Genomic DNA, 20,274 nt, shown 5'->3' on the forward strand with positions numbered 1-20,274 from the left:
GCGCAACCCATTTAATGAATAAATATCCTTATATGGGACGAGCTATTGCGGTTCAGGCCGTCGTTACTCCTCCCTTATGTACAGAGAGTACACGGCGGTCGTCGCGCCTAGCCCTGAACCGCAATAGCTCGTCGCAGCCCATCCAATGAGTGTTAACAGGCCCTGGCGTCCCCGCTGCCGGGCCAGGGCCGGCAGCGCGGGGCGAGAGACTAGCGGGGCGCGCTGCGGGAAACCGAGAAGATCAGCACACAAATGCGGCGAGTCGCCCGCAAAAATGCCGCGCTGGGAGGAAATTTGTTAAGTGCGCCGCTAAACCCGTTTCATTAGCCACAGCGGCAGCGTCGCCCGGTCCGCGAAGCCGAGGCGAGCATACAAAGCACGCGCGCGTGCGTTTGTTTCGTTGACGTGGAGGAACGGCACGATGCCACGTGCGAGCTGTTTCGCGACGAGGTGATTGATCAAGCGCGCGGCATAACCGCGCCCGGTGAAATTGGGATGCGTGCAGACGGCGCTGATCTCTTCGTAGCCGTGCACTTTCATACGCTCGCCGGCCATCGCGGCGAACTGGCCATCTTGCCGGATGCCGAAGTACTCGCCCATCTCGGGCGTGCGGCGACGGAAGTAGCCAGGGAACACCAGCGCGGTGAGCCCCATCATGTCGGGGGCGTCGGCGTCGCTGAGCGGCACGATGCCTGTTGAGTCCTCGGCGGGCGGGGCGGCGTCGTCACGCCAGACCATCTGCACGATGTTGCCGGTGGCGAGCAGTTCCCAGCCTTGGTCGAGCTTGGGGGTGAGGCTGATGATGTTCACAATCTCGCCGGGGGACACCAGCTCGGCCAGCGCTTCGGCGGCTGCGGCAGTGGGCTCGGGGGCGGCGATGAAGGGGGCGACGTCGGCGGGATAGCGCTTCGCGACGGGCCCGCCGATGGCAAAGTGCGCCTGCGCGGTGGTCAGGGCGGACCAGATGGGGTTGTCGAGGATGGCTGGCATGCCACAATTTTATCCGAAGCGCTAAGCTGTCGGTCACCACGAACGAGAATACCGGAAGGTCGCCTATGCTGATTCACAATCGGGTTGGGTTGAGCATGATCGTCGGCGCGCTGTCGCTGCTGGCCGCCGTGAGCAGCGGCGCGACCGAGAAGCCGCAGTTCCTGAATTCGCCGCGAGCGCTGGAGCTGGACCGGCCGTTTTCCGAGGCCGTCCATGCCGGTGACTTTCTGTTTCTGTCCGGCCAGATCGGCGAAGACCCCGCCACCGCCAAGCTGCCGCCCGGCGGCATCGAGCCGGAGTCGCGTCAGGTGCTCGCCAATGTGAAGCGCGTGCTGGAAGCGAACGGTGCGACATTGAACGATGTAGTGAAGTGCACCGTGTTCCTGGCGGACATCAGCGAGTGGGGCGCGTTCAACAGTATTTATCGTGAGGTTTTCAAGAAGCCGTTCCCGGCGCGCAGCGCGCTCGGGGCCAACGGCCTGGCGATGAATGCTCGCGTTGAGCTGGAGTGCATCGCTTACCTTCCTCAAAAACGCGGCCGCTGATTTCGACGAGGGTCGCTGCGGCGGTTGGCCGCAGCGACCCGTCGTGGCTATTTCTGCCAGTACAACGGTGCGAGCTTGTGCTCGCCAGTCAGCTTCTCTGTGAGCGTGCCGCCCTCATAGATGCGCCCGTTCTGAATCACGTACGAAATATCGTCCGTCACCCGGATGTCTTCGAGCGGATTCCCATCCAGCACGAGTAGATCGGCCAACTTGCCGGCTTCGATCGAGCCGAGATCCTTGTCGAGTCCCATGTACTGCGCCGGCTGAATGGTTGCAGTCTGCAGCGCCTGCAGCGGCGACATGCCGCCCATCACAAAGCCCCACATTTCCCAGTGCGACCCCAGCCCCTCGCGCTGACCGTGCGCGCCGATGTGCACTGACACACCCGACTCCATCAGCTTCTTGGCATTCGCGACCGAGTCGAGAATGGGTTGATAGTCCGTCTTCGGCGCCATCTGACGGCGCACAGAGCGGGGCTGCACGATGTGAGGCGGCACGTACTTCGACAGCAATGGATGCGCCCAGACATCCGACTCTTGATAGAACATGAATTCCGCGCCCGGCCCGCCGTAAGTCACAACCAACGTCGGCGTGTAACCGACGCCGGTCTTCGGCCAGAACTGCAGGACATCGTCATGGAAATGTTGGGGCGGATTGTTGTGCTCGAGGCCGGTGTTGCCGTCCGCGATAATGGTCATGTCCATCGGGTACAGCGAGCCACCTTCGGCGACCACCATCATTCCGTTCTCGCGCGCAGCCGTAACAACCATTTGTCGTTGCTCACGACGCGGCTGGTTGTAGTTCTTCACGGAGATCGCGCCTTGCGCCTTGAGGCGTTGAATGTGATGGCGGGCGTCGTCGATGTTGCCGATGTCGGCAAGGCCTTCGGAGCGGGCGCCATAGACGACGTCGCCGGTCGAGAAGATGCGCGGCGCGGGGACGAGACCGGCGCGTTGATACTCAGCGGCGGCGAAGACTTCGGTGGCGGCGTTCGACGGATCGTGGACGGTGGTGACACCTAACCCCAGATGCGCGAGCGCGGACCAGTTCTGTTGAGGAATGAGGTCTTCGACGCCTTGCGGGCCGTGCGCGTGGATGTCGATGATTCCTGGCATCACCGTCTTGCCGGCGAGATCCAATCGTTTTGCGTCGGCTGGAATCTGCACCGAACTCGCGGCGCCGACGGCAGCGATGCGATTGTTACGAATCACGATCACGCCGTTGTCGATGACTTGATCGCCGTTCATCGTGATGATGCGTGCGCCCGTGAGCGCCACGACGCCGGTGGGTTTGTCGGCGGGCCGAGCGCTGCTGAGATCGGCGACGCGCTGGCCGTACACCGCCGCGGGCTCGGCGTTCGCAGTCGCCTTCGGGAACAGCGCCGACATTTCACCGCGATACAAGGCTGGGCCGAGGGTCCAGGTCAACGTGTCGCCATCGGTCCAGTTCAAATAATCGCCACCAATCTCCGAAGCGCGCACGGTACGGACCGACTTCGTCTTGGGAGACAGATCGAGCGTTCCTCCGGGCGGCATCGGCACGACGTAGACCTGGAAGTTCTCGCGGAACGCCACGTATTCGCCACTCGGCGAGACTTCGATGCGGCTCGCGTAGTTCGAGCGCGCGTGGACGCGACGGTCTTGCCCTTCAGCGTCGACGCTGACCAGTTCATGCGCCGGCTCGGCTTCCTTCGCGGGATCGGCATCCTGGGTGTAGTAAATGCGATCGGACGAATCGACGAAGTGCGGATTGCGACCCGTGTCTGTGAGCTTCTGCAACTCACCGCCGGCCGTCGGCACTCGATACAGGCCGGGCGCGACCGACCAGTTCGGCGATGTGAGATAACCGCCCGCCGCGCGTTGCACGACGATGGCATCGCCTTTCGGCGTGAAGCGCGGTTGATAGTAGTGACCAGGCTGCTTGGTGACGACGCGCGATTTTCCACCGCCGGCGCTGACGACGCGGATCTCGCCTAGCGTCGTGTCGTTCCAGCGTACGAAGACGAGGCTCTTGCCATCGCGGGACCACGAAGGAAATAGTTCGAACGCGTTGTCGCCATCGCTGGTGAGCTGCCGCGCGGTGCCGCCGCCGACATCGCGAATCCACAGACGGCCAAACGATTCATACACGACCCGCTGACCGTTCGGCGACACGGTTGCGAAACGAACCATGCGTGCCTGCACTTGATCCGGCGCTACGTCGACTTGGAAGCGAGGTGGAGCGATCGAAGCGCGCGTGCCGGTGACGTGGAAGGGAATGTCGTGCACCGTTAGTGAAGCGATATCCAGACGTTTGATAGCGCCGCCGGCCCAGAACACGAGCGACTTGCTGTCGGGCGTCCAGTCCATGCGCGGGTACAGGCCGTTGACGGCCCAGGTTTCCTGCATGTCGCGATCAAGGTCGGCGTAGATCAGTTTGATTTCGCCGGAGCGCAGGTCTTGCGTGTACAGCGCCGTCTTCAATGCCTCGGGCGTGCGCAGGCGACGAATGAATGCGAGATAACGGCCATCGGGCGACGGTGTCGGACGCACGGCGCCGCCCGCACCTGTGACGGCAGGGGATGTTTCGCCGCTGGCGAGCTCGAGACGTTTGATCGAGAACACCTCGTCGTTCACGTCCTGCGCGTAGGCGAAGCGATTGCCGGGCGTGGCGTTCTGTGTGTAATAGAGATATTTGCCGTCGGGCGAGAAGGTCGGCTCGCCGAGCTCCTTCTGATAGTCCTCGTTCGGGCGCTTCACGACCTGCACGCCGTCGCCGCCGTCGACGTTGTAGATCCAGATCTCGCCGGTGCCGAGCGAGCGGCGCGTCGTGAAATGTTTGCGGCCAGCCACGTAACGACCGTTGGGATGCCAGGCCGGATCGTTCAGCAGACGAAACTCTTCCTTGGTGAGCGGGCGGGGCGCATTGCCGTTGCGATCCATCAGCCACAGGTTATCGCCGCCGGCGCGATCCGACGTGAACACGATGCTATTGCCATCGGGCGAGTAGCGCGGCTGCATGTCCCAGGCCAGGCCGGAGGTGAGCGATTTGGCGTCGCCGCCGGCGATGGGCAGCTCGTAGATGTCACCCAACAGATCGAACAGGACGCGGCTGCCGTCCGGACTCACGTCCACGCTCATCCACGTGCCGGTGCGCACATCGATCGGGATCTCGCGGCGCTCGCCGGGCGGCGCGTTCACGTCCCAGGTTTTCTTGCCTTCCTCCGCGCCATGTGAGGCAGCGGCGAGTGTGGCGAGCAGCGTTCCCAGCAGCAGGCGTGAACGAGGCATGATCATCCTTTCGCTGACGAAAGGGCGAAGACTAAGACGACAAACGCCAGCCGGACAAGTCGACTACCCTGAGCGAGACGGGCCTGGTGGTCGCAAGACCAACTCGCTAGGGAATCTGGCTTGTTGTATGCAATCGCCATCGGCCCGATACTTCGCGGTCTACTCCTCCGTTGAGCAATTACCGTGACTACTCTAGGCACTCCGCTTTCGTCTTCCGCCACCCGCGTCATGATGCTCGGCTCGGGCGAGCTGGGTAAGGAAGTCGTGATCGAGTTGCAGCGCTATGGCTGCGAAGTCATCGCGGTGGATCGTTATCCGAACGCGCCGGCCATGCAGGTGGCGCATCGCTCGCACGTCATCAACATGCTCGACCCGGTCGCGCTTCGACAGGTCGTCGAGCTGGAGCGGCCGCAGCTGATCGTGCCAGAGATCGAGGCGATCGCCACGCCGGCGCTGATCGAGCTGGAGAAAGAAGGATTCACCGTGGTGCCGACCGCGCGGGCGGCGCGACTCACGATGGATCGCGAAGGCATCCGGCGCCTGGCCGCGGAACAGCTGAAGATCCGCACGTCGCCGTACCGTTTCGCCGATACGGAACAGGAATATCTCCAGGCGGTTCGCGATATCGGCATGCCGTGCGTGGTGAAGCCGGTGATGAGCTCGTCCGGTAAAGGTCAGAGCACGGTGCGAACCGAAGCAGATATTCCGCACGCTTGGAAATATTCGCAGCAAGGCGGGCGCACCGGCGCCGGGCGCATCATCGTCGAAGGCTTCATCAAGTTCGATTTCGAGATCACGCTGCTGACGGTGCGTCACAACGGTCAGACCAGCTTCTGCGCGCCCATCGGTCACTTGCAGATCGACGGTGACTATCGCGAGTCCTGGCAGCCGCAGCCCATGAGTGACGCCGCGCTGAAGGAGTCGCAGCGGATCGCGCATGCGGTGACGGAGAATCTCGGCGGCAATGGCATCTTCGGCGTCGAGCTGTTTGTCGCGGGCGATGAGATTTATTTCAGCGAAGTGTCGCCCCGGCCGCATGACACCGGCCTGGTGACCTTGATCTCGCAGGATCTGTCCGAGTTCGCGCTGCACGCCCGCGCCATTCTCGGGTTGCCGATTCCGGCTATTCGACAGCAAGGGCCTGCTGCTTCGTGTGCCCTGCTGGTCGAAGGCGAGTCGAAGAACGTTCGCTTCGAAAATGTCGACCGCGCCCTCACGCAGCCGGATACAGCGGTGCGTTTGTTTGGTAAGCCGGAGGTGCATGGTCAGAGACGCATGGGGGTGTCACTTGCGCTTGGTTCGAGCATCGATGAAGCTCGTGCTAAGGCTCGTGCGATGACTCAGACCTTATTAGAAGGCGTCCGTCTGTCTTGACGGGCTCAGGCCGCCGCGAAGCGGCCGGCCGGCTCTTGCCTTAGGCGCTAAGGCTGCGCGGAGCTTGTATCAACGAGCGCTGGTCGTTCGAACCAGCGCATCCGGTACGCGTTCATCGCGGTGACGCCAAGCTTCCTCAGCAGACTGTTGTTCACGATCACGCCCACCGGTGCGCCGATGACGGGCAGCAGCTGCGCCAGCTTCGCGAGATCGATGTAGTCGCGATATTCCTGCTGAAACTTGCGCCAGTCGAACTCGTCGATCGAGTTCGGCAGCGTCGCACTTTGTTCATGCCAGCGCTGCATCTTCTGATACACGTCGGCGCGATGTGTGTCGCTGGAGAAGGCTAGCTGGAAGATGTGAAGTAGATACAGCCGCTCTCGATAGTCCTCACCGGAGAAGCCATACAGCGCTGCGATCTCGAACAGCATCTTCAACTTGATGCTGAGAAGCAGCGGAAAGTCGGCCAGCCCCATCAGAAAGCCGCCGGCCCCGGTGATGCCGCCTTCGATGGCCGCTGTTTTCCGGTATCGATCCACCGTCGCACGCACGCGAGTTTCGCGATCCTCCAGACTGCCTTCGAGCAGCGGCGCCGACGCGATAAAGTTCGAGCCGCCGAGCACGGCACGCGTCATTTGTTTGATCACGGCGGTGACGCTGGCGTGCACTTTCTCTGGAATATAGCTGTTGATTTTGCGCTGAACGCCGCTGGTCGCGCGATTCCATAGGCCGGGCGGACGCTGCATCTCGTGTTGCCAGCGACGCAGCTCCTCCAGAGCCTGGGTTTCGTAAGCGCTCATGACGTGACCATGCCGCGTTTGTTTCTGCTCTGCAAGACATGCAGCGGCCGCGCCTGAAAAACGCAAGCTGTGCGCTACCATTCACGCTGACGCATCGAACTCACTACAACCAACAAGGACACCTCATGAACACCCTCGCTCGTTTCTTTACTCGCGCGACGGCCATCGTCGCGCTTGCCGTTGCGGGATCAGCGAACGCGGCGGATCTCACGACGCAGGACTACATCGACATCGAGCAGCTTTACGCAACGTACAACCACGCCATCGATTCGGGTGACGGCGAGGCGTGGGCGGCGACATTCACGCCGGACGGATCGTTCAATACGCGGTTCACTGGCAAGGAGGCGCTGGCGGGATTCGTGAAGCTGTGGCGCGAGAGGATGAATGGCGCGAATCGTCGCCACTGGAATTCGAACTTGCGCATCACCCCGTCGGCCGAAGGCGCGAACGGCACGGTGATGCTGATGCTGCTCGACGTGAGCACCAAGCCGCCGTCCATCGCGAGCACGGGGCTGTACACCGATGTTCTGGTAAAAACCCCGAACGGCTGGCGGTTCAAGGCGCGCCAGGTGAAGGGCGATACACCTCCGCCGCCGGCTGTGGCGAAACCCTGATTTCCTGGCCTGATCTTCACCCGGCGCGGACAGACATTGATATTTCTTGTCCGCCCGCGCCGGCGGCCCCGACTAGAATGAATTTGTCATCGGGGGGATACCGCGTGAATTCGGCGTTACTACGATTCGCTGAGTGGCTGGGCGAAAGCTCCTTCAGCGTGGGGCTGCACGAGTCCTACTACATGTACAACTGGATCGAGACAACGCATGTCATGACGCTGATGCTCAGCTTCGGCATGCTGGCGGTGGTCGATCTGCGCATGCTCGGGCTGGCGTTCGCGCACGTGCCGGCGTCGAAGATCGCCGAACGGCTCGATAAACCGATGCTGCTCGGCTTCTCCATCATGTTCATCACGGGGATTCTGCTGTTCTCCGCCATTCCCGTGCGCACCACGCAGAGTCTGTGGTTTCGTATCAAAGTGATCCTGCTGATCGCGGCGGCCATCAATGCGTGGCTGTTCCGAGGTTATTTACTCGCTTCCAAGAATTCGTGGGACTTGAAAGCGGTGGCGCCGCGGCGGGCGCGAATCGCGGCGGGGTTGTCGCTGGCGTTGTGGTGCGGAGTGATCATGACCGGCCGCTTCATCGCCTACGACTGGTTCGACTGCGGTGGCGACAATCCCGCCTTCGTCGATTGGGCGGCCGGCTGCGTGGCAGCCGAGTAAGCATCATCAGGGGAACCGCTCATGTTGCTGTCGTTTTTTGAATGGCTGGAAGCGTCGAGGCTCGGTGTCTTCATGAAGGATTTGCCGGCGACGTTTGCGATCGTCGAGGCGGTTCATTTGATGGGACTGGCGCTGCTCGGTGGCACGGTGCTGGCGCAGGACCTGCGATTGTTGAACGTGATCCTGCGGGATGTGCCGTCGAACGTGGTGACGGAGCAGGCGCATCGGTGGTTCAAGGTGGGGTTGTGGGTGCTCTTATTGACTGGGGTGCCGATGCTCGCGGGTGTGGCTACCAAGTGTTATCACAATGTTTTTTATTGGACCAAGATGGTTGCGCTTGCGGTGGGTGTTTTGTTTGTCTTCACGCTTAAGCAGCCGTTACTTCGTGGGGACCACTCGGCGCTCAAGCCTGTGACGCTCAAGCTCATGGCGGTTGCGTCGATGTCGGTTTGGTTTCTCGTCGCCGCGTCGGGGCGGTGGATCGGATTTTCCGGCTGACGGCTGTTGCCGTTTTTGAGGTTGCAGTCGGAGTCGGATCGGAGGCGTCGGTGGTCCGGCGTCGCCAGGGTGGGGGATCTCCTCCCCGGCACCGCGCACACGCCGTCGCTACGCTTCGCTCCCGCTGACGCGGGCGCCGTTGCTGTACATCCATGTAGCTGCTATCGGACCACCGTCCCTGGGTGGATCCAATTGCCGGGGAGGAGATCCCCCACCCTGTCGCCGCCCTCTACGTCAACTGCGCATTCGCGCGTGACTTTGCTCCGACCCTGCGACCCTCAACTCAGAAGCGAACGTGATCGTTGTCGTCACTGTCGTTGCGGCCGCGTTTGGGCGCGGCCGCTCTTCCACGGTTAGCTATTGATTTGAGCTTGATCGTTGTCGCCACTGTGCGCGGCTACGCTTCGCGCGCCGCTACGCTTCGCGCGCCGCTCTGATGAGCGTGGCTGTTACTTGAGTTCAATTGTTATCGCAACGGCAGTTGCGGCCCGCGCATAGCGCGGCCGCTAGCTGGCGCCGCGGGCGCTGATGCGCTCAATGTGAGCGCTATTCCCAGTTTCGAGCGACAGCAAGAAACGCCCAGCGCTCGTAGAGCGCGTTATTGCGAAACGAAGTTCGCTTGGCTGAGCTCCGCTCAACCGCATCGGCGGCGTCGGGAGGGTCTATCTCCTCCTGGCAGCCTCGAAAAAGAGGACCTTTTCGGGGCAGTGCGCCCAGGGATGGGACCAACGGGCCGAGCGATAGCGAAGGCAGTAGGGGAGCACGGTGCCAGGAGGAGATAGACCCGCACGACGACGCGGACCACCGACGCCTCGGACAGCAACGTCTCAATCAAGCGCCCAGGCGGCGCAGACCACCGACGCCCTCCGGCAGCAACGTCTCAATTAAGCGCCCAAGCGACGCAGACCACCGACGCCTCTGACAGCAACCTCAGCGAAACCCGCCGAGGTATCTAACAATTAGCCGTAAGCCATCTTCAACGCCGAGATGACATCGCTAATCTGCACCACCCAGTAACCCACAGTGGCGAGCACGATCGCACCAGACACACCCAGCGCGATTTTTTCACGAGTGCTCAAGGCAGCACCGAAGTGCTCACTTCTCACTCTCATCCGACCCATCCTTCGGCGCGCCCGTTCCCGACGATCCCATGAACAGCTTCCGCCCATCCGGGAACGTCACGTCGCGCCCGTTGGCGCGACACTTTGGTTTGCACAACCCGTCCTTCGACTGATAACCGCGCACCACAATCTCCGTGCCGATCTTCAGTGAGTCCTTGGTGATGCCACGACGGAGCAGCGTGTTAGGCGTGCCGCCTTCAACCATCCACGCTTCAACAGTCCCATCGGGCTTTTTGTTCTCGATGTGGATCCACGCGTGGGGATTGATCCATTCGATGCGGGTGACCGGGCCGCGAAGGTTCACCGGGCGGTTGGCGTCGAATTCGGCGGCGAAGGCGTGGTGGGCGTAGGCGACGGCGCTGCCGAGTACGGTGCTGGCCACAGCGGCGCTGGCGGCGATGAGAAGTTTGGTACGCATATTCCTTTCCTCGGAGAGACTATTTCTTCGCCGGCGGCGGGGCGCCTTCGGTGGCGGGTTTCTTGCGCAGATGGCCGTACATCAGCTCTTCGACGAACTCCACGCACTTGAATTGCATCAACTGAGCATTCGGCTCGACGCGACGATACAACGGCATGGCGATCTTCCACGCGCGGGTGAACGTCTCGGGATCTTCGATGGTTGCTTCATACCACAGGTGATCCGGGCCGCGTTGCGTGTAGCGCTCGGTCACCTTCAGCTTGTCGCTGTGATGATTGCCGGCGCGGTCGAACCAGGTTTGATCGTTGAAGCCGGTGACTTCGACGACCAGGGTGTCGCCGTCCCACTTGCCGACCGACTGGCCCATCCAGGAATCCGCCGGCGGCGGGCCGGGGTCTTTCATGTAAATGTTCCGGACCGCGCCCGCATATTCATACGCGATGAACGTCTGCGAGTTGCTCTGGAAGATCTGGAACGGATACGGCATGTACGTGGCACGCGGCACGCCCGGCAGATAGCACTTCACTTCCGGGTCCAGCTCGAGCCAGTTCTTTTGATTTTCTTTTTTCTTCGCGAGCGCCGCCGGCGTGTATGGAATCGCGTCGCCATCGACGACGCCGAGGCCGCCGGGCACCGAGCCGACGGCGCCGAGGGCGACGACCTGCGGAGCGGGCACGGGAACGAATTGACCAGGCACCAGCGCCATCGCGGCACGCGCGGCGTGCGGTTCGAGGTCGTAGTTGGCGGAATTCAGGGCCTGCCAGATGCCGTTCAGATCAGGCTTGCCGTCCTTGGTGCGCGGGCCCTTGGCGGGCTGTGCCGCGACGGCGACGGATGAAACGCAAACGGCCAGCGCCATTGCGATCGCGCGCGTCAGAACACTCTTCATTAAGTGAGTCTCCCCCGTGAATTTGCGAGCGATAAAACAACGCGCGCGAGGGGCGTGTCAATGAAACGCGTGTCAAGAAAAATCGGCGCCGGAGGCGGCGCCGAGATTATTAAATGATCGAAAGTGGCCGAGGCCCTTTCGGCGTCAAGAGATGTGAAGATTCCGCTGTGCGCGACGCGGATTCGCGCTCAACGCACGCTGAATGTATAGACCGTTTTGCTGTTGTATTCCTCACCCGGACGCAGCACCGTGCTGGGAAACGCGGGCTGATTCGGCGAATCGGGGAAGTGCTGAGTCTCCAGGGCGAAGCCGCTGTGCTTGCCGTACGGCTTGCCGGATTTCGCGGCGAGTGTGTCGTCCAGGAAATTGCCGCTGTAGAACTGCACGCCGGGCTCGGTGGTGTGCACTTCCATCACGCGTCGGGTGGACGGTTCAGAGACGCGGGCCGCCAGTGTCAGGCCCGGCTGCTTTTTCTTCAGCACGAAGTTGTGGTCGATGCCCTTGCCGAATTTGATCTGCTCGTTGTCGACATTGACGCGGTCGGCGAGCTTCACCTTGTTGCGGAAGTCGAACGGCGTATCGGTCACGGGCTCGATCTTGCCGGTCGGGATGAGCAGTTTATTTACCGGCGTATATTCGTTCGCATAGATGGTGAACTCGTGCCCGAGCACGTCGCCGTTGCCGTCGCCGGCGAGATTGAAATAAGCGTGCTGGGTGAGATTCACCACGGTCGGCTTGTCGGTGGTGGCATGATAGTCGAAGGACAGCTCGTTCTTGTCCGTGAGCGTATAAGTCACGCGTGTCTGCAGGTTGCCCGGAAAGCCTTCCTCGCCGTCCTTGCTGGTGTACGTGAAGATCACGCCCACCGAATCTTCCTTTTCGAACGGCTCGGCCTGCCACACCACTTTGTCGAACCCTTTCAGGCCGCCGTGCAGGGTGTTCGGACCGTCGTTCTTCGGCAGCTTGTAGGTCTGATCGTCGATCTTGAACTGCGCCTTGCCGATGCGATTGCCGTAGCGGCCGATGATGGCGCCGAAGTACGGCGGGTTCTTCACGTAGTCGTCGAATGTTTTCAAGCCGAGCGTGATATCGGTCGTCTTGCCCGTGCCATCGGGAACCAGCAGCGCGGTGATGATGCCGCCGTAGTTGCTGGCGCGCACTTCCATGCCGTTCGCGTTCACCATCGTGAACAAGTCAACGGCGGTGCCGTCGGGCAGGGTGCCGAAGGCGGACTTGCTGATCGTGTTCTTGGATTTTTCCTGAGGCGTCGGCGGAGCTTTGGGCGGTGCCGGCGGCGGCTTGCTGCAACCGACGAGTGCGGTTGCGAGCACCACGCAGGCCAACCAACGGAACGTGGACGACGAGAACTCATTCTTCATGTGTTATCCCCCGACGTTGACGACAAAATACTATCCGACCCGGGCAGGCCTGACAGGACAAGGGGGAGACATTGCCGGAAGGCCCAGGTCCATCTGTTTGAAGATGAGCCTGCGTGGGCGAACGTATCCTTGTCCGGCCAGTCGGGCGCGGGCCGCGCGGGCCCGCGCCGCTAGTTCAAATTATTTGTACTTGGCAAACTCGTCGCGCGTCAGCTCACCGTCCTTGTTGGTGTCCAGGCTCTTGAACGCGACGAACAGGGCGTCGTTGTTCGAGGCCTCGCTGAGGCTGATCTTGCCGTCGCCGTTTTTATCCAGCGACTCGAAAGTCGGCTTGGCGTCCGCCGCCAGCGCGCCGGTGGCTACCAGAGCGCCCAAGGCCGCCAGTGCGGACATGCGAGAGAATCGGGTCATGATGCTTCCTTCCTAACCTACGGTCTCTAGTGAATGGCGCCGACGCGGCAAGGTTCCGGCGCGGCCCCCGGCGCATCTTACTCCTGCCCCCGGCGGGGGCGAACTGGCATGTTTCGCACCGGGTCTATCCGCATGTTTGGCCAGTTGTGTTGGGGCGGCGGCCACCCATAATAGGGACTGTTAAATGGGTACGGCCAAGGAGCTGTCCGGATGGCCGAAGCCGTCACTACTTCCACCCGCGAGCATATCGAGGCGCGCGTCCTGGGCGAGCAGGTCGCGCTCATGTGTCGTCTGACTACGTCGCCGCTGACCGCCAGCGTCGTCATCGGTGCCATGATGGTCTGGCTGACCATGGAGGACCATGGTTGGGGCCCGGCGCTGATCTGGTACGCGGCGTTGTTGTTGGTGTTGCTACTACGTTGGCGGATTGCCGCGACTTATTTGCGCCGGCCACGCGGCCTGGCGGAGACCCATCGCTGGCGTCGGGCGATGATGGCGGCCGCGGTCCTGGGCGGTGCGTCCTGGTCGATCGCCGGCTCGTTTCTTCTGCCGCACGATCCGACCCGAGAGATTGTGATGTCCGTGTTCTTCATCGGCTGCACGGCGGCGGGCATGGGCTCGCAGGCGCCGGTGCGCAATGCCTATGCCTGTCTGTTGATTCCGTTCTGCCTGCCCTACATCGTCACGCAGTTGTGGCTGGGTGGGGATCGAGTAGCAGTCGCGCTGGCGTTCATGGTCTATATCCCCGTGGTGCTGGTGATCGCCAAACGGCAGACCGATTCGATCGAGCGTCAGATTCGGCTCGCGATCGAGAACGAGTCGCTCGCCGAGGAGTTGCGCCAGGAGCGCGATCGCGCCAATCAGGCCAACCACGAGCTGGAAGAGCAACTCATGGAACAGAAGCGCTCGACGCAACGAATCCGCGAGCTCAATGTCGAGCTGGAGCGTCAGGCCCACGAGCTGCGCACGGCGAATAACGATCTGGAAGGGTTTTCCTATTCGGTCTCGCACGATCTGCGGGCGCCGTTGCGAGCCATCGATGGATTCTCGCAATTGGTCATGGAGGACAAGACCAAGAGCATCAGCGCCGACACGCGGCATCATCTGCAACGCATTCGCGCCAACGTCGCCCACATGGCGTCGCTCATCGACGATCTGCTCGAGTTCGCACGCTGCGGCCGCCAATCGTTGGACTTCGGGCGACTCGACATGGCCTCGCTCGCGAAATACGCAGCCGAGCAGGCGCGTAGCACGCGGTTGAATGAAGCGGTGATGCCGACCATCGAGATCGGCGAGTTACCGGCGGCGCGCGGCGACGAAGGTTTGATTCGCCAGGTGTGGGTGAATCTGCTGGACAACGCGGTGAAGTACACGAGCAAGGTGGAGAGCCCGCACATCGTGGTCAGCGGACGCGAAGAAGGCGAGCGTCTGGTGTATGAGATTCGTGACAACGGCGTCGGTTTCGACAGCGCGTTCAGTTCGAATCTGTTCGGGGTCTTTCGCCGGTTGCACGGCGCGCGTGAATATCCAGGCTCGGGCGTCGGGCTCGCCATCGTGCAACGAATCGTGACCCGTCACGGCGGCAATGTGTGGGCGCACGCCGAGCCTAACAAAGGTGCCACGTTTAGTTTTTCGCTGCCCAAGCCCCATGCCAATGTCATGTTGAGGGCGGTCGGGTGAGCGCAGGTGATGTCATGAATGCCGAATTCATCGAGCGGATCGAGTTGAAGATCGCTTATCTGGAACGTGCCAATAACGATCTGAGCGAAGTCGTGTATCGCCAGCAACAGGAGATCGACGCGCTGCGCGCCAAGCTGGACGCATTGAACGGCAAAATGGAGGCCGCCATGACCGAGCACACTGTGTATACGCCCGAACAAGAACGACCACCTCACTATTGAGCCGAGCATGATCAGGCAGCCCCAGGCGGAGGCAAAAGTCACGCCTTTTGCCGACTCGCCACGCGGGGCCGTGCAGGATGCCCGGATCCCGCGTCAATAGAAACAGGGCAGCTTTGTGCCCTCACCCCCTCATAGCTGGCAACGGCTCGACGAACGAGCTGCTACAACTCTAATCGGGGGATACATGCTGCGTGCAATGATCGCATCGCTGCTGGCGGTCGCGTCGGCCGGCTCGGTTCTGGCTCAGACGACGGCGAATCCAACGACCGTCGATCAGACGCGCCAGGAATTCAACATCGCGGCTCAGCCGCTGTCGCAGGCGTTGCGTGAATATGCGCAACAGAGCGGCGATCAAGTCGTGTTTTATTCCGACATCGGCAAAGGCCGTGAAGCGCCCGCGCTCGCCGGCTCCTACACGCGCCAGGAAGCTTTGCAGCGCCTGCTCGAGAACACCGGTCTGAAATATCGGCGCGTGAACGCCAAGACCGTTGCGATCAGCACCGCCGCGCCCACGCGCCCCGAAGCAGCTATTCAGCGGACGTCGATGGCTGCGCCAATGCGACTGGCGCAAGCGACGGAAACAGTGCCGTTGCCTCAAGCGCAAGAACAAGGCGGTGGTGGCGAGCAGGCCCCGACCGATTCTTTGTTCGGTGTGGAAGAAGTGATTGTCACGGGCACCGCCGTTGCGGAGCGCACCAAGTTCGATTCAAGCGTAGCGATCTCCACGTTCAACGCCGAAGACATCGCTCAGCAGGCGCCGTCCAGCGCCGCCGATTTGATTTCGGCGGTGCCGGGCTTCTGGGTGGAATCGACGTCCGGTACGACACAAGGCAACGTGTTTGCCCGCGGCATCATTCAAGACGGCGGCTATCGCTACGTCGGCTTGATGGAAGACGGCATCCCGATCTATCCCGTGTTCGAGCTGTCGTTCTACAACCCCGATCAGTTCGTGCGCGTTGACGACACCATCGAACGTGTCGAAGCATTGCGTGGTGGCACAGCGCCGATCTTCACAGCTGGCGCGGTCGGCGGCACGGTGAACTTCGTCACTCAATCTGCGAAAGACACCGCGCGGGGCTCGATGAAGCTGGGCTTCAGCGATTACGGCATGTATCGCGCCGACGTTGCCTGGAGCGCGCCGCTCGGCGATGACTGGGGCATCGCGCTCGGTGGTTACTATCGAACGTCCGACGGCGTTCGCGATCCGGGGTATGCCGCCGACGAAGGCGGGCAGTTTCGCGTGAAGGTCGGGCGCAAGTTCGACAACGGCAGCATCGAATTCTTCGGCAAGTACATCGACGATCGTTCGTTGTTCGTCGTGCCGATTCCGTTGACGGGTAATCCGTCCGATCCGCGCGGCTTGAATGGCGCGGACGCCGGCACCTATTCATTGCACAGCGAAGATCTGGCTCGTGCGGGCTTGCCGGTGACCGCCGCTGAAGTGGGCTTGCGCGGCTCGAATCTGGAAGATGGCATCCATCCGCAGCTCGCCACGATCGGCGGCAAGCTCAACTGGGAATTCAACGACACGGTCTCGATGACCAATCTGTTGCGTTACACCGATGGCGAAGTGCGCTTCGACGGCATCTTTCCCGACGCGGCCCCTGTAACCGGCGCCGCCTTTGCGGCTGCTCGCGGTGTGGCTGCGAACTACAGTGTGATTTCGAGCGGCGCTTCGTACGCGGCGAATCAGTTAGTGCAGAACCACGGCCATTGGGTGGTGAACAAGGAATACGACGCGATCCAGGACGATCTGCGCCTCAACTTGAAGCTCGATACGCACGCGGTGACGTTCGGTTTGTATGTGGCCGATTATTCGATGAAGGATGCGTGGAGCCTGGGCAATCTGATCCTGATGGATGTGAGCGACCAACCGCGTCGTCTCGCGCTGCCGGGCGTCACTGACCCGAATGGTTTCACGAAGTACTCGACGTTCAACTTGCTCACCGACTACGACGCGACGGCGTACTCGCTGTATGCGGCGGACGAGTGGCAAGTCACGGACGCGCTGCGTTTTGATTTTGGCGTTCGCTACGACAGGCAGGATATCAAGGGAACGATTCGCGCGGGCTCGCAGGAAGTGGCGCCGGGTGTGCCCACCGACCTCGATGGCAATCCGGCGACGACGTACGACCGCAGCGTTTCGTTGATCGGCGCGAACCGCAGTACTGTCGACGAGGACTTCGACAACACCGGTTTTTCCATCGGCTTCAACTACGAGTTCACGCCACATCAGGGGCTGTTCGGTCACTACACCGACTCGGCCAAGCTGCCGCACTTCGACGATGTGCGTAACGGCGTGACGCAGAAGGATCAGGTCACGAACATCGAGCTGGGGTACAAGGCGTCGATCGAGCGGCTGGTGGTGTTCGCGACGTTGTTCCAGACCGAGTTCGACAACGTGCCGTTCCAGGACATTCTTTCCAATGGCAGTACCATCGTCCGTCGCGCCGAGACGCGCACGCGAGGTGTCGAGTTGGAAGGTGAGTTCCAGCCGCTCGATGCGCTGGGCATTCGTTTCAGCATCACTCAGCAAGATCCGACGTACGAAGGGTTCACGGGCTCGGCGGCGGGCAACACCGGCAACGTCATTCGTCGCATCCCGAAGACGATGGCGCGCATCACGCCGACGTATACGTTCATGGATGGAGCGGCGCGCGTGTACTTCACTTACACGTATGCGGGCAAGCGTTACGCGAACGACGAGAACACCATCGAGCTGCCCAAGTACAACAAGCTGGATGCCGGGGTGATGTTCGATGTCGGCGGCAACTGGACGATCCAGGTCACCGGCGACAACCTCACCGACGAGGTCGGCCTGACCGAAGGCAATCCCCGCACCGACGTGGGCTCGGGCGGGATCGGCAACATTTATATGGTGCGCCCGTTGTTCGGCCGTTCCTTCATGGGCTCGGTTACATATCGCTGGCCCTGACCGTGATTTGCGATCCTTGCGCCTTGCAGTGTCCGCCGTCCGGGTTGACACTGCGAGGCATGCTTCAAAACGTTCTGAGAGTCGCCTGCATGGGTGTTTGGTTGGCTGGCGCGACCGTCGCGTCGGCGCAGGAAGCCGTGCCCACTCCGGCCGATATTTATGGGGAGCTGTTCAAGGACGTGCAGCTCAATGCCGTGTTCCCCGACAGCAAGTCGTTCACCGACGCGCTGCCCAACCGACCGCCCGAGCGGATCCTGAGCGAGTATCGCCAGCTCAAAGGGCAGCCGGGCTTCGACCTGAAAAAGTTCGTCGCCGAACGCTTCTCGCCGCCGCCCAACGTCGCGTCCGATTTCCACACCGTCGCCGGGCAGGACGTCCGCCACCACATCGACGCACTCTGGAAAGTGCTCGAGCGCAAGCCCGAAGACCAGCGCGAATACACCTCGCGCATAGCGCTGCCATATCGCTACATCGTGCCCGGCGGGCGCTTCAACGAGATCTATTACTGGGACTCGTACTTCACCATGCAAGGCCTGGAAGAAAGCGGCCGGCACGATCTGACCATGGACATGATCGCCAACTTCGGCTGGCTGATCGATCAATTCGGCCACATCCCCAATGGCAACCGCAGTTATTTCCTGAGCCGCTCGCAGCCACCGTTCTTCGCGGCGATGATCGAGCTGGCGGCGGATGAGGAAGGGGAGTCGGTCTACAAGAAATATCTGCCGCAGCTGATTCGCGAATATCAGTTCTGGATGGACGGCGCCTCGGCGCTCAAGCCGGGCTCTTCGCATCGACGTGTCGTGAAGCTCGCCGATGGCACGGTGCTGAATCGTTACTACGACGATCGGAATGTGCCGCGCGAGGAAGCCTACAAAGAGGACGTCGCGACGGCGAAGGTCGCGGGGTCGCCGGAGATCTATCGCAATTTACGCGCGGCTGCGGAGAGCGGATGGGATTTCAGCTCTCGCTGGTTCGCTGGGAAGGAGCTCGCGACCATTCACACGACGGATTTGATCCCGCCGGATTTGAACAGCCTGCTGTATCAATTGGAACGGACCATCGCCAAGGGCTGTGAAGTGACGGCCGATACGTCGTGCGCCAAAGAGATGAAAGGCAAGGCCGAGGCGCGGAAGGCCGCGATCACGAAATATTTGTGGAACACGAAAGCGGGCGCGTTCACTGACTACGATTGGCGCGCGAAGAAATTGAGCCCGCAGGTGACGGCGGCGACGGTGTATCCGCTGTATTTCAATGCGGCCAGCAAGGAGCAGGGCAAGGCGGTCGCGACGACTGTGCGCACTACCTTGTTGAAGCCCCATGGCGTCGCGACGACCACTGTGTCTTCGGGCGAGCAATGGGATGCGCCCAATGGCTGGGCGCCGCTGCAATGGCTGGCTATCAAAGGGTTGAAGAATTACGGAGAGGAACAACTCGCGGCGACGATTGCTCAGCGCTGGGTTGGCAAGAACCTGCAAGTGTTCAAGGCCACCGGCAAGCTGGTGGAGAAGTACGACGTCCTTTCAGATCAGGCCGGCGGCGGCGGGGAGTATCCGTTGCAGGATGGGTTTGGCTGGACCAACGGCGTGCTTCGGAAGCTGTTGGCGATGTATCCGAAGTTGGCGGAGTGAGCCGTCGCGTCAGACCAGCTGTAGTTCTCCTCGATGGATCTCGATAGCGCCGAGGCTAAAGCTGGTGGCCTCGCTGTCGTTCATCTGTTCGAAGAGTTTGTAAGTATCTCGCTTGATCATGGAATTGCCGTAGCTCCGGCGCTCTGCGTTGACAATGTCGGTGTAGCTGTATCTGGTAGTGGACTCGGTGAGAAATTTCGCGGCCGCGCTGGTGACCCTTCGGGCCTCCTTGGAACACAGATGCCTGAAGACTCTTACGATCATGCCTAGCGGATTGGGGTTGGCTACCAACACGACGTCGAGCGTTCGTTCCCGCAGGTCCTCCAGGTAGCCTTCTCGGCATACGAATGCGCCGGTCCTCCAGTTCATGAGGATTGCATCCCAGTTCAGTACGGTGGTTTCCGTCAGCGATGCGATGCCGTGGTATCTGACAAGACCTTGCCTTATCGCCCAGGTGTCGGTCGCGTTCCAAATGTCGACGGGCCAGCCCGCCACGTCCAATCGGAAGCCACCAAACTTGTTCTGATGAGCGCCCAGCGAGGCAAGATATTTGACACAGTGGTCCCAATCGCCCTCGACGACGAGATCAAGATCGGAGGCGAAGCCACGGTAGCCGAACAGCGCAACATCCCTGAGCACGCCACCGAAAAGATACACGTCTCCATCGGGTACTACATCGGACACGAAGTCCAGAAACTCGACAATGCTCTTGTTTGGATGAGGAATCGCCACTTCCGGATCCACCCGCGTATCAATGTCCAGCGATCCTTGCTGATCTTCGCGTTGCGGAACGTCGCCGAACCTTAGCAATCGCTCGACGCGACTACGCAAATT

18 protein-coding genes are annotated in these 20,274 nt (G+C 61.5%); 9 read left to right on the top strand and 9 right to left on the bottom strand.

The genetic code is table 11. The annotated features are described in order from the left end of the window. Positions 1-309 precede the first annotated feature (309 nt). Complete coding sequence (locus ACFPN2_RS16955) at positions 310-990, bottom strand: GNAT family N-acetyltransferase (protein WP_380598569.1); 681 nt, start codon at positions 988-990, stop codon at positions 310-312. A 65-nt stretch (positions 991-1,055) separates the two neighbouring features. On the opposite strand from ACFPN2_RS16955, the gene ACFPN2_RS16960 reads away from it, so the two are divergent. After that, a complete protein-coding gene (locus ACFPN2_RS16960; protein WP_380598571.1) occupies positions 1,056-1,535 on the top strand; it encodes a RidA family protein in 480 nt (159 codons plus the stop codon). Positions 1,536-1,582: 47 nt separating this feature from the next. Here the strand turns inward: ACFPN2_RS16960 and ACFPN2_RS16965 are convergent, their stop codons facing one another. Beyond that, positions 1,583-4,804: an amidohydrolase family protein gene (locus ACFPN2_RS16965; protein WP_380598573.1), complete on the bottom strand. Its 3,222-nt coding sequence runs from the start codon at positions 4,802-4,804 to the stop codon at positions 1,583-1,585. A gap of 183 nt (positions 4,805-4,987) precedes the next feature. Here ACFPN2_RS16965 and purT point away from each other — a divergent pair, with 183 nt between their 5' ends. After that, complete coding sequence (gene purT / locus ACFPN2_RS16970; RefSeq protein ID WP_380598575.1) at positions 4,988-6,178, top strand: formate-dependent phosphoribosylglycinamide formyltransferase; 1,191 nt, start codon at positions 4,988-4,990, stop codon at positions 6,176-6,178. Between the two features lie 47 nt (positions 6,179-6,225). Here purT and ACFPN2_RS16975 read toward each other — a convergent pair whose 3' ends face one another. Further along, positions 6,226-6,978 (bottom strand): EcsC family protein, encoded by a 753-nt coding sequence (locus ACFPN2_RS16975; protein ID WP_380598577.1) that lies wholly within the window; start codon positions 6,976-6,978, stop codon positions 6,226-6,228. Positions 6,979-7,103: 125 nt separating this feature from the next. Here ACFPN2_RS16975 and ACFPN2_RS16980 point away from each other — a divergent pair, with 125 nt between their 5' ends. From ACFPN2_RS16980 to ACFPN2_RS16990, 3 genes are all read left to right on the top strand, one after another. Beyond that, positions 7,104-7,592, top strand: coding sequence for a nuclear transport factor 2 family protein (locus ACFPN2_RS16980; RefSeq protein WP_380598579.1), 489 nt, complete (start codon positions 7,104-7,106; stop codon positions 7,590-7,592). Between the two features lie 104 nt (positions 7,593-7,696). Continuing rightward, complete coding sequence (locus tag ACFPN2_RS16985) at positions 7,697-8,257, top strand: DUF6644 family protein (RefSeq protein ID WP_380598581.1); 561 nt, start codon at positions 7,697-7,699, stop codon at positions 8,255-8,257. Between the two features lie 21 nt (positions 8,258-8,278). Continuing rightward, positions 8,279-8,755 (top strand): DUF6644 family protein, encoded by a 477-nt coding sequence (locus ACFPN2_RS16990; protein WP_380598583.1) that lies wholly within the window; start codon positions 8,279-8,281, stop codon positions 8,753-8,755. A 959-nt stretch (positions 8,756-9,714) separates the two neighbouring features. Here ACFPN2_RS16990 and ACFPN2_RS16995 read toward each other — a convergent pair. The 5 genes from ACFPN2_RS16995 to ACFPN2_RS17015 all read right to left on the bottom strand — a co-directional run bounded on the left by ACFPN2_RS16995 (position 9,715) and on the right by ACFPN2_RS17015 (position 12,973). After that, a complete protein-coding gene (locus ACFPN2_RS16995) occupies positions 9,715-9,867 on the bottom strand; it encodes a hypothetical protein (protein ID WP_380598585.1) in 153 nt (50 codons plus the stop codon). Next, positions 9,851-10,294 carry a DUF6152 family protein gene (locus ACFPN2_RS17000; RefSeq protein ID WP_380598587.1) on the bottom strand — a complete coding sequence of 148 codons (444 nt, stop codon included), beginning with the start codon at positions 10,292-10,294 and terminating at the stop codon, positions 9,851-9,853. Before ACFPN2_RS17000 ends, ACFPN2_RS16995 begins: the two co-directional genes overlap by 17 nt. 19 nt (positions 10,295-10,313) lie before the next feature. Next, a complete protein-coding gene (locus ACFPN2_RS17005; protein WP_380598589.1) occupies positions 10,314-11,183 on the bottom strand; it encodes a hypothetical protein in 870 nt (289 codons plus the stop codon). Positions 11,184-11,371: 188 nt separating this feature from the next. Beyond that, positions 11,372-12,562: an aldose epimerase family protein gene (locus ACFPN2_RS17010; RefSeq protein WP_380598591.1), complete on the bottom strand. Its 1,191-nt coding sequence runs from the start codon at positions 12,560-12,562 to the stop codon at positions 11,372-11,374. Between the two features lie 180 nt (positions 12,563-12,742). After that, the gene (locus ACFPN2_RS17015) at positions 12,743-12,973 is read right to left on the bottom strand and encodes an EF-hand domain-containing protein (protein WP_380598593.1); all 231 of its coding nucleotides are present in this window, start codon (positions 12,971-12,973) and stop codon (positions 12,743-12,745) included. Positions 12,974-13,183: 210 nt separating this feature from the next. Between ACFPN2_RS17015 and ACFPN2_RS17020 the strand changes: the two genes are divergently transcribed. From ACFPN2_RS17020 to treA, 4 genes are all read left to right on the top strand, one after another. Next, entirely contained in the window at positions 13,184-14,653 is a 1,470-nt protein-coding gene (locus ACFPN2_RS17020) for a sensor histidine kinase (RefSeq protein WP_380598595.1), read from the top strand. Between the two features lie 14 nt (positions 14,654-14,667). Then, a complete protein-coding gene (locus ACFPN2_RS17025) occupies positions 14,668-14,874 on the top strand; it encodes a SlyX family protein (protein WP_380598597.1) in 207 nt (68 codons plus the stop codon). Positions 14,875-15,070: 196 nt separating this feature from the next. Then, positions 15,071-17,809, top strand: coding sequence for a TonB-dependent receptor (locus ACFPN2_RS17030; protein ID WP_380598599.1), 2,739 nt, complete (start codon positions 15,071-15,073; stop codon positions 17,807-17,809). A 59-nt stretch (positions 17,810-17,868) separates the two neighbouring features. Next, positions 17,869-19,440 (top strand): alpha,alpha-trehalase TreA, encoded by a 1,572-nt coding sequence (gene treA / locus ACFPN2_RS17035; protein ID WP_380598601.1) that lies wholly within the window; start codon positions 17,869-17,871, stop codon positions 19,438-19,440. Between the two features lie 9 nt (positions 19,441-19,449). On the opposite strand, the gene ACFPN2_RS17040 is transcribed toward treA, so the two are convergent. Then, complete coding sequence (locus tag ACFPN2_RS17040; RefSeq protein WP_380598603.1) at positions 19,450-20,271, bottom strand: nucleotidyltransferase domain-containing protein; 822 nt, start codon at positions 20,269-20,271, stop codon at positions 19,450-19,452. Positions 20,272-20,274 lie beyond the last annotated feature (3 nt).

Origin of the sequence: Steroidobacter flavus, assembly GCF_042651805.1 — a bacterium.
GTDB classification, from domain to species: Bacteria; Pseudomonadota; Gammaproteobacteria; order Steroidobacterales; family Steroidobacteraceae; genus Steroidobacter; species Steroidobacter flavus.

Coding starts and splice junctions, on each gene's coding strand:
- ACFPN2_RS17000 (WP_380598587.1), bottom strand. CDS start 10,294: ATGCGTACCAAACTTCTCATCGCCGCCAGCGCCGCTGTGGCCAGCACC.
- ACFPN2_RS16965 (WP_380598573.1), bottom strand. CDS start 4,804: ATGCCTCGTTCACGCCTGCTGCTGGGAACGCTGCTCGCCACACTCGCC.
- ACFPN2_RS17030 (WP_380598599.1), top strand. CDS start 15,071: ATGATCGCATCGCTGCTGGCGGTCGCGTCGGCCGGCTCGGTTCTGGCT.
- ACFPN2_RS17025 (WP_380598597.1), top strand. CDS start 14,668: ATGAATGCCGAATTCATCGAGCGGATCGAGTTGAAGATCGCTTATCTG.
- ACFPN2_RS17005 (WP_380598589.1), bottom strand. CDS start 11,183: ATGAAGAGTGTTCTGACGCGCGCGATCGCAATGGCGCTGGCCGTTTGC.
- ACFPN2_RS17015 (WP_380598593.1), bottom strand. CDS start 12,973: ATGACCCGATTCTCTCGCATGTCCGCACTGGCGGCCTTGGGCGCTCTG.
- ACFPN2_RS16995 (WP_380598585.1), bottom strand. CDS start 9,867: ATGAGAGTGAGAAGTGAGCACTTCGGTGCTGCCTTGAGCACTCGTGAA.
- ACFPN2_RS16990 (WP_380598583.1), top strand. CDS start 8,279: ATGTTGCTGTCGTTTTTTGAATGGCTGGAAGCGTCGAGGCTCGGTGTC.
- ACFPN2_RS16980 (WP_380598579.1), top strand. CDS start 7,104: ATGAACACCCTCGCTCGTTTCTTTACTCGCGCGACGGCCATCGTCGCG.
- treA (WP_380598601.1), top strand. CDS start 17,869: ATGCTTCAAAACGTTCTGAGAGTCGCCTGCATGGGTGTTTGGTTGGCT.
- ACFPN2_RS17020 (WP_380598595.1), top strand. CDS start 13,184: ATGGCCGAAGCCGTCACTACTTCCACCCGCGAGCATATCGAGGCGCGC.
- ACFPN2_RS16975 (WP_380598577.1), bottom strand. CDS start 6,978: ATGAGCGCTTACGAAACCCAGGCTCTGGAGGAGCTGCGTCGCTGGCAA.
- ACFPN2_RS16955 (WP_380598569.1), bottom strand. CDS start 990: ATGCCAGCCATCCTCGACAACCCCATCTGGTCCGCCCTGACCACCGCG.
- ACFPN2_RS17010 (WP_380598591.1), bottom strand. CDS start 12,562: ATGAAGAATGAGTTCTCGTCGTCCACGTTCCGTTGGTTGGCCTGCGTG.
- ACFPN2_RS16960 (WP_380598571.1), top strand. CDS start 1,056: ATGCTGATTCACAATCGGGTTGGGTTGAGCATGATCGTCGGCGCGCTG.